The sequence below is a fragment of the Lelliottia amnigena genome (assembly GCF_019047465.1).
Taxonomy (GTDB): Bacteria; Pseudomonadota; Gammaproteobacteria; order Enterobacterales; family Enterobacteriaceae; genus Enterobacter; species Enterobacter amnigenus.
Genome location: NZ_CP077236.1, coordinates 663,312 through 670,745 on the forward strand (window position 1 = coordinate 663,312; position 7,434 = coordinate 670,745).

Here is a 7,434-nt window from a genome sequence, read left to right on the forward strand (position 1 = left end):
GCCTGGCTTATCTCCAGTCACGGAAAGCCCCGTTACTGGCGCAACTCCAGCTCTACCGGGGCCGAAAGACACGACTCAGCAGAACTAGTGCCACCTGCGCTACAACCAACGTTACCGCCAGCGACCTAATCAGACTCATTAATAACAGACAGGGCCATCCTTCGGGGTGGCCTTTTTTATGCCCATTCTCTACAGGAGTTTTTATGACCCGTTTAGCCAGCCGCTTCGGCTCAGTCAATCTTGTTCGCCGCGACCGCCCGTTAACCCGTGACGAACTGGCACACTATGTGCCGAGTGTCTTCAGCGAAGATAAACATGAATCCCGCAGTGACAGGTACACCTATATCCCGACTATTTCCCTGCTCGATAACCTACAACGCGAAGGCTTCCAGCCATTCTTTGCCTGCCAGACCCGAGTTCGGGACCAGAGCAAGCGAGATCACACCAAACACATGCTGCGCCTGCGTCGCGAAGGCCAGATCACTGGCAAACAGGTGCCAGAAATCATCCTCCTTAATAGCCACGACGGCTCCAGTTCATACCAGATGCTACCGGGATTATTTCGTTCAGTTTGTCAGAATGGTTTGATTTGTGGTGAGTCGTTTGGGGAAGTACGCGTGCCGCATAAAGGTAACGTGGTGGAGAAAGTCATTGAAGGGGCTTACGAAGTACTGGGGATTTTTGACCGGGTGGAAGAGAAGCGCGATGCCATGCAGTCGCTTTTGTTACCGCCACCGGCACAGCAGGCAATGGCGAAAGCAGCATTAACCTATCGCTTTGGTGAAGAACATCAGCCGGTGACGGAATCGCAGATACTATCTCCGCGCCGCTGGCAGGATGAAAGTAACGATCTCTGGACCACTTACCAGCGTATTCAGGAAAACCTGATTAAAGGTGGACTGTCTGGACGAACTACCAAAGGTAAACGGGCACATACACGCGCCGTTAAAGGTATCGACGGTGATGTGAAACTCAATCGTGCCCTTTGGGTGATGGCCGAGAATATGCTGCAGCTTGCTTTATGAATCCTTCCTCTATTTTCTCTTAACGCCTTTCCGAAGATTAGGAAGAGCTTTTTCTTCTAAGGAGCAGCCATGCCTGCGATCAATTTATCCCCCGTATTTCCAGCAAACGAGCAGCGAGTCATCCGGCGAGCATTACGTCTGTTGGAGAAATACCAGCGTCAACCGAGTGAGTCATTTACCTCCACCAGCCTCACAAAAACCTGGTTGCAACTGCAGATGGCTCACCTGGAGCGGGAAGTCTTCATCGTGATGTATCTCGACAATCAGCATTGTTTGCTGGAGCGAGAAACGCTGTTTACCGGCACGCTTAGCCATACCGAAGTACATCCGCGCGAAGTGGTGAAGTCAGCCCTGAAGCACAACGCCGCTGCAGTAATTCTGGCGCATAACCATCCGTCTGGTACGACAGAAATCAGTCAGCAGGATAAACACATCACCCAGCGAATAATGAAAGCGTTAGCACTGGTAGAAGTGCGAGTGCTGGATCATTTGGTTGTTGGGAACGAAGTGGTGTCTTTTGCTGAATGTGGTTGGTTGTGAGGTGCAGAATGAAAATCATCAGTAAGCGCCAGGCGATGCATATTTATCGTCAGCATCCCGAATCCCGGTTATCTGCCTTCTGTACAGGTCACTACCAGTGGCATGGCAGTGTCTGCCATTACTACGGACGTGAAGTTCAGAATATCAGCGGTGTACTCGCTGTTTTTGTTGAGCGTCGTCAGGATCGCGCAGGCCCATATGCCATCCTTCGCAGCGTGACGATGAATTAATCACTTCTCTCAGTCATTAAGGAATATGTTAATGCAATCGACCACCTTATCCGGCTCATCAGCGGAGAACGCATCCTGCCTTCAGTGGGGATTAAAACGTAATATCACGCCGTGCTTCGGCGCTCGCCTGGTACAGGAAGGCAACCGTCTCTACTTTCTGACTGATCGGGCTGGGTTTGATGGCTCATTCAGTGACGATGAAGCATTGCGTCTGGACCAGGTGTTTCCACTGATGATGAAACAGCTAGAGCGGATGCTCACCACTGGAGAGCTTGATCCCCGCTGTCAACACTGCGTCACTCTGCATCACAATGGACTCACCTGTGAAGCTGACACTCTCGGCTCTCATGGTTACGTTTACATCGCTATTTATCCCCAGTCAGCCGTAACCAGGTAACACCTTCCTCTTCCTTTATCAGGGACTCAACTCATGCATATTTCAACTGTACCGGCCACGGTGCCGGTTTCGCCACGCCTGTCGCCCGTTCAGGTCTGGCAGCAACTGTTAACGTACCTACTGGAACACCATTACGGTCTTACGCTCAACGACACACCATTCCATGATGATTCAGCCATCCAGGAACATATCGAGGCGGGTATCACACTTGCTGATGCGGTGAATTTCCTGGTGGAACGCTATGAACTGGTGCGCATCGACCGTAAAGGATTCACCTGGCAAGAGCAGACACCATTCCTGACTACTATCGATTTACTCAGAGCCAGGCGAGCTACCGGATTAGTGCACACATAAATAGCGCAAGTCTTTCTCCCTATCTCGCTTTATTTTTCTCATCAAAAAGGGGTGAAAAAACTTTTAGGCACCTGTATAGGCACCAAAGAAAAGTTGAATTAGAGGTTACCTAAGTTATTTCAATGAATTACAACACCAATTCAGACTCCCCCAGCCCACCAAAATTCTCCATCGGTGATTACCAGAGTCATCCGATGAAGTCCTAAGAGCCCGCACGGCGCAAGCCCTGCGGGCTTTTTTGTGCCCTCAATTTGTCCATAGTTGTCCAAGATAATGCATCTTCATCCTGTGCTAGTGGGCGAAGTTTTAGGGAGATGGCAAAACGTACCTTAATCATATCCCCTTTCGTGCGGTGATAGACCCAAGACAGCGCCTCTCGTAGTCACCGAATGACTTTCACTGAGTGCTGCCCCCCATGCCAATGCGTTTTATGACCTAATGCTAAACGCGACAAAACGAACCCCTCTGCTATAACAAGGTGCGCCTCACTGGCAAATCTGAACGGGGTTAAGTGCCTTCCCTACCCTGACATTCACATCGGTCTGTCGCAGCCTTCATTTTCAGTATCACCGCCTGTATTATTGGTACGAAAAGCACCTGAAATAAGGTATAAAGCGGCATGAAAATTCCAAACAGAATCCAACCCCTGATCGATGACGGTCTGGTAGACGATGTGCTTCAGCGCCTCAAAAGCGGCAAAGAAGCCGACGTTTACACTGTCATGTGTGGCGACAAAATCCAGTGTGCCAAAGTGTACAAAGAAGCCTCGCAGCGCAGCTTTAAACAGGCCGTGCATTATCAGGAAGGGCGCAAAGTCCGTAACACGCGTAATTCGCGCGCCATGCAAAAAGGCTCAAAGTTCGGACGCAAGCAGCAAGAAGAGACCTGGCAAATGGCCGAGGTCGATGCGCTGTTCCGCCTCGCGAACGCCGGGGTGCGCGTCCCGCAACCCTATATGTGTATTGATGGCGTGTTATTGATGGAGCTGGTGACTGATGCAGAGGGCATGGTCGCGCCGCGCCTGAGCGATGTGACGTTAACGGAAGAAAGCGCCGTTGCAGATTTCCATACGATGATCCGCAATATCGTTCGCATGTTATGCGTTGGCATTGTGCACGGCGACTTATCTGAATTTAACGTATTACTGGATGCCCAAGGCCCGGTGATTATCGATCTCCCGCAGGCCGTCGACGCCGCCGCGAACAACCACGCAGAATCTATGTTTGAACGTGACGTGGGCAACATTACCGCCTACTACGGCCAGTTCGCCCCGCAACTATTGCAAACGCGTTATGCGAAAGAAATTTGGGCGTTATATGAAGACGGGAAGCTGACCCCAGAATCCCCGCTGACCGGTCTCTTTGTCGAAGAGCTTCAGGATGTCGATATGGGCTCACTGATGGATGAAATTATTGCGGCAGAAGATGAGTACTACGATCGGCAGCGCGCAGCCCAGGAACGCGACGATCAATAGCGGTGGAAAGAGAGGGGTTGTTGCCAGGCTTATGTCGTATAAAACAGTATGCAAACAGCCTAACCACCCTATTAAATTTCACGGCTTATCCACTGGCGCGTTTCACATTAGGATGTTTTGTTAACTCTGACCTCTATTATTCGCAGGCCCCCTTATGAACACGTTCAGCATCATCGCCATCCCCTTCTTCGTCGTGGCGATCGTCATGCTCGCGCTTGCGGCTACGCGTAAAGAGCGTGTTTTTTTGATAACCGGCGGCGTGTTTATGATCTCCTCAGTGGTCAACGCGGTGATAGGTCTGTCGCTGTAAAATCTCCTTTAAACGCTTCCACGCTTCAAAGCCCACTGATCCACTTACAGTTTTTTCCTAGAGCCGTGCCGCTTCGCTCGTGCCATCCTTAACACGCTCATAACATGAATAACGTTAGTTGAGGATATTATGAAAAAGACAATTATTGCATTATCTGCACTTCTGCTGGCGACGCCTGTTTTTGCCGCAACCACACATGCAACCGACGATACCGTTGCCGCTGCGAATGAAAACGCGAACAACGCCAAGCAAAAACTGCATGAAGAGCAGCACAAAGGTGAACAGCTGAAGCTGAAATCTGAACATGCCGCGGAAGGCAAAAGCGAAAGCTTTGGCAGTAAAGTGAGTGAAGACTCGCAGAAAGCCTGGCATAAAACCAAAGAAGGTACCGAGAAAGGGTGGGATGCCACTAAAGAAGGTACAGAGAAAGGCTGGAATAAGACCAAAGAAGGCGCAGCGACGCTTGAAAAGAAAGTCACTGAATAATCCCTTTTCTCCCCTACCCAAGGCCGCCTCGCGGCCTTTTTTATTGCCCGCCTAAAAACTTTTCGAATAACTTTCCGACTCCATGCGTTTACACCCTGTCGCTTAATGGAGATCCCACGATGACTCGCCTGACACTACTTTTGTTAACGCTGATGCTGTGCCCGAGCCTACGCGCAATGCCTGTCAGCTATGTCATTGATACGCATAGCACACCTATCACCCTCTCCTGGCACGCGTTCGGCGGCATTCTTTCCTGGGCTAATCTCGACAGCGCGACGGGAAATGTGACGTTAGATCCCGAAAATGAATTTGCCGATCGCATCAACGTGAAAATCCCCGTCTCGACGCTGGTCGCCTCTAACAGCCTGCTGACCTGGCAGCTTAAAAGTGACATGTTTTTCGATGCCGCGCGCTACCCCAATATTGTGTTCAGCAGCACCCGAGTAGTGTCACTCGGGAACGGTCGTTTCAGGGTATTTGGTTCGTTACAGGTCAAAGATGTTCAGCGTCCGGTGATCCTTGAGGCGGTGCTGGAAGGTAGCAAAGTGACCGATGAAATCTCCCTTCAGGCGACGACCGCCATATCACGTTCCGCCTGGCACATGGATAAATTCGCCATGGTGGTCGACGATCGCATCAATATCAAAATTGATATCCATGCCAAATCATGACAGCGCAGAGTGCAAATGCCGTGCGCTTTCATGCAACTGCTCGGCAGGATTACGTCCGATAAGCACAAATTGATAGCCCCGGCTATTCCACCACGCGACGTTCATGCCGTGTCGCGTTTCACGGGTGATGTCCGTGCGACTCTGCTGCTCCAGCGGAGAAATGCAGAGCGCCATCGGGCCGTAATCTGCATGGATCCAGGCTATCTGCGCAATAGATGTGCTCTCGTAGCGCAGGATGCGGACCATTTTCAGCTCCGCGCTTTGCAATGCGAGTTGCTGCTCCTGGAGGTTTAGCCCAATGTCCTGGGCAGTTCGCGTCAGCCCTTTCTGAAGGATTGACGGTGAGCTGTCCAGATCGAGCAAAGTCTCAGCGCTATAGAGCGACATGTATTGGGCTTCGAGATCGCGAATATGGCCATTTTCGTCACGGTTCTCACCGGACGGGCGCACCAGATAACCCAATCCCGACCCGATAACCAGGAAACTGAGCGACGCGGCGATCATTGCCCGACGGCTCACGCCTGTGCGTTTCGTCGACTGGGCGTCCAGATAAGCGTCCAGTTTTGCCTGCATTCGCGCGTACGGCGCATCGTCCAGTAAAGGCGCAAAAGCGCGCGGATAATCCTGCGTGCTTTTCATCAGCTCAGCGGTACGTGCAGCGAGGGATTCATCGCTGTTTAGCTGCTTTTCAAAGGCCTGAGCGTCAGCATTTTCCATTTCGCCGTCAAGCCAGGCGACTATCGCATCATCGTCATAGGGGGGAGTAAAACGTAGCGAGTTCAAGATCGTTTCTCCTTTGCCACAGGCCGCACGGCGGCTGATTTCGCAAGCGTTGCCCGTGCCGTTGCCAGTCGGCTCATTATCGTGCCAATCGGCACCGACAGCGTGTCTGCCGCCTCCTGATAGGTAAAGCCCTCGACATACACTAAAAACACCGCATTACGCTGCGCTTCCGGGAGGCCGTTCACGCTCTGCATAATTTTTTGGTAGTGCATACGATCTTCATCCTGCCCATGCGTATCCGGGGCGATAAGTTCGTCGCTGGGCACGAATCCCTGCCCCATTCTGACGTGGCGAGCGCGGAGATCGGAAATCCAAATCGAATGAAGAATCGAGAACAACCATCGGTCGATACGCGTGCCAGGAGAGTATTGCGCGCTCCTTTCGAGCGCGCGCACGCAGGTGGACTGAACCAGCTCTTCAGCAAGATCCCGATTGCGAGACAGCACCAGGCCATAGCGCCAGAGGCGCGTCAGATGGGCTGCAAGATGTTGGCGAACATCACTGGTGGTAATTTTTAGCGCTCCTGTAAGGGTCAGGATTCCGGATGCCCGTTAATCGCGCTCTGCAGATCGCGATACTCTTCGCAGTGTTGGCCGCAAATTCCGGCGATAACCTGCAGCTGCTCTTTTGCCAGATCCGGGCGGCCTTTCACTATCCAGGCTTCACCCAGATATTCGCGGGCTTTGGCGTAATTCGGTTCAAGGGCAAGCGAACGCTGGTAGTAACCGATTCCCTCGTCCGTGCGCCCGAGCTTACGCGTCGCGTACCCGCGATAATTCCACGCCTCAGCAGTATTGGCATTTTTCAGCGTATCCAGCAAATTCAACGCGGCCTGATACTCACCTTTTTTCGCAAGATGATAGGCATAGTTGGTTTTATCCCGATCGCTAAGGCGGGTCGATTTCTCCGGCACGCACTGTTTCGTCGTGCTGTCGTAGACCTGGCCTTTCGGGCAATCGGGCGTTTTGCTCTCGGTACTGTTATCCCCCATCGCCAATGCCTGTGGTGCCTGTAAGCAAAATAACAGCATTGGGATAGCCAGAGAACGGGGGTTAAAAAGTGGCGATTTAACTTTCATTTTCTACTCCTGTGGGTGTTGGTCAGGTGAACAAGGTGTAAACGCCTGAGCCTCCCGTTCTATTCGAAGAAAATGAAATTTTTTAC

The 7,434-nt window shown here is 51.8% G+C and carries 12 protein-coding genes; 9 read left to right on the forward strand and 3 right to left on the reverse strand.

Annotation, left to right across the window (positions count from 1 at the left end; all coding sequences use genetic code 11):
- The first annotated feature begins 203 nt into the window (after window positions 1-203).
- The 9 genes from I6L74_RS03105 (at window position 204) to I6L74_RS03145 (ending at window position 5,487) form a co-directional block, all read left to right on the forward strand.
- Window positions 204-1,025 (forward strand): DUF932 domain-containing protein, encoded by an 822-nt coding sequence (locus I6L74_RS03105; RefSeq protein ID WP_004390419.1) that lies wholly within the window; start codon window positions 204-206, stop codon window positions 1,023-1,025.
- 69 nt (window positions 1,026-1,094) lie between these two features.
- Window positions 1,095-1,565 carry a RadC family protein gene (radC, locus tag I6L74_RS03110; protein WP_059177775.1) on the forward strand — a complete coding sequence of 157 codons (471 nt, stop codon included), beginning with the start codon at window positions 1,095-1,097 and terminating at the stop codon, window positions 1,563-1,565.
- A gap of 8 nt (window positions 1,566-1,573) precedes the next feature.
- Window positions 1,574-1,795, forward strand: a complete 222-nt coding sequence (locus I6L74_RS03115) for a DUF987 domain-containing protein (RefSeq protein WP_059177774.1) — start codon at window positions 1,574-1,576, stop codon at window positions 1,793-1,795.
- Window positions 1,796-1,826: 31 nt separating this feature from the next.
- Complete coding sequence (locus tag I6L74_RS03120; RefSeq protein ID WP_032819787.1) at window positions 1,827-2,192, forward strand: type IV toxin-antitoxin system YeeU family antitoxin; 366 nt, start codon at window positions 1,827-1,829, stop codon at window positions 2,190-2,192.
- A 33-nt stretch (window positions 2,193-2,225) separates the two neighbouring features.
- Window positions 2,226-2,546: a TA system toxin CbtA family protein gene (locus I6L74_RS03125; protein ID WP_004390416.1), complete on the forward strand. Its 321-nt coding sequence runs from the start codon at window positions 2,226-2,228 to the stop codon at window positions 2,544-2,546.
- A gap of 619 nt (window positions 2,547-3,165) precedes the next feature.
- Window positions 3,166-4,020 (forward strand): PA4780 family RIO1-like protein kinase, encoded by an 855-nt coding sequence (locus tag I6L74_RS03130; RefSeq protein ID WP_059177773.1) that lies wholly within the window; start codon window positions 3,166-3,168, stop codon window positions 4,018-4,020.
- Window positions 4,021-4,174: 154 nt separating this feature from the next.
- Window positions 4,175-4,330 carry a hypothetical protein gene (locus I6L74_RS03135; protein ID WP_164841588.1) on the forward strand — a complete coding sequence of 52 codons (156 nt, stop codon included), beginning with the start codon at window positions 4,175-4,177 and terminating at the stop codon, window positions 4,328-4,330.
- A 129-nt stretch (window positions 4,331-4,459) separates the two neighbouring features.
- The gene (locus I6L74_RS03140; protein WP_059177772.1) at window positions 4,460-4,816 is read left to right on the forward strand and encodes a KPN_00521 family repetitive protein; all 357 of its coding nucleotides are present in this window, start codon (window positions 4,460-4,462) and stop codon (window positions 4,814-4,816) included.
- A 119-nt stretch (window positions 4,817-4,935) separates the two neighbouring features.
- The gene (locus I6L74_RS03145; RefSeq protein ID WP_059177771.1) at window positions 4,936-5,487 is read left to right on the forward strand and encodes a YceI family protein; all 552 of its coding nucleotides are present in this window, start codon (window positions 4,936-4,938) and stop codon (window positions 5,485-5,487) included.
- Here I6L74_RS03145 and I6L74_RS03150 read toward each other — a convergent pair.
- The 3 genes from I6L74_RS03150 to I6L74_RS03160 are packed head-to-tail and all read right to left on the reverse strand — an operon-like array spanning window position 5,482 to window position 7,348.
- The gene (locus tag I6L74_RS03150) at window positions 5,482-6,270 is read right to left on the reverse strand and encodes an anti-sigma factor family protein (protein ID WP_059177770.1); all 789 of its coding nucleotides are present in this window, start codon (window positions 6,268-6,270) and stop codon (window positions 5,482-5,484) included. The two genes, I6L74_RS03145 and I6L74_RS03150, sit on opposite strands and share 6 nt — an antisense overlap.
- Window positions 6,267-6,743 carry a sigma-70 family RNA polymerase sigma factor gene (locus tag I6L74_RS03155; RefSeq protein WP_059177769.1) on the reverse strand — a complete coding sequence of 159 codons (477 nt, stop codon included), beginning with the start codon at window positions 6,741-6,743 and terminating at the stop codon, window positions 6,267-6,269. The genes I6L74_RS03150 and I6L74_RS03155 overlap by 4 nt, the downstream gene beginning before the upstream one ends.
- Window positions 6,744-6,802: 59 nt before the next feature.
- Window positions 6,803-7,348: a tetratricopeptide repeat protein gene (locus I6L74_RS03160; protein ID WP_059177768.1), complete on the reverse strand. Its 546-nt coding sequence runs from the start codon at window positions 7,346-7,348 to the stop codon at window positions 6,803-6,805.
- Window positions 7,349-7,434 lie beyond the last annotated feature (86 nt).

Bases quoted from the DNA above. Each gene is read 5' to 3' on its own strand.
- I6L74_RS03105 (WP_004390419.1), top strand. From the start codon at position 204: ATGACCCGTTTAGCCAGCCGCTTCGGCTCAGTCAATCTTGTTCGCCGC.
- radC (WP_059177775.1), top strand. From the start codon at position 1,095: ATGCCTGCGATCAATTTATCCCCCGTATTTCCAGCAAACGAGCAGCGA.
- I6L74_RS03115 (WP_059177774.1), top strand. From the start codon at position 1,574: ATGAAAATCATCAGTAAGCGCCAGGCGATGCATATTTATCGTCAGCAT.
- I6L74_RS03120 (WP_032819787.1), top strand. From the start codon at position 1,827: ATGCAATCGACCACCTTATCCGGCTCATCAGCGGAGAACGCATCCTGC.
- I6L74_RS03125 (WP_004390416.1), top strand. From the start codon at position 2,226: ATGCATATTTCAACTGTACCGGCCACGGTGCCGGTTTCGCCACGCCTG.
- I6L74_RS03130 (WP_059177773.1), top strand. From the start codon at position 3,166: ATGAAAATTCCAAACAGAATCCAACCCCTGATCGATGACGGTCTGGTA.
- I6L74_RS03135 (WP_164841588.1), top strand. From the start codon at position 4,175: ATGAACACGTTCAGCATCATCGCCATCCCCTTCTTCGTCGTGGCGATC.
- I6L74_RS03140 (WP_059177772.1), top strand. From the start codon at position 4,460: ATGAAAAAGACAATTATTGCATTATCTGCACTTCTGCTGGCGACGCCT.
- I6L74_RS03145 (WP_059177771.1), top strand. From the start codon at position 4,936: ATGACTCGCCTGACACTACTTTTGTTAACGCTGATGCTGTGCCCGAGC.
- I6L74_RS03160 (WP_059177768.1), bottom strand. From the start codon at position 7,348: ATGAAAGTTAAATCGCCACTTTTTAACCCCCGTTCTCTGGCTATCCCA.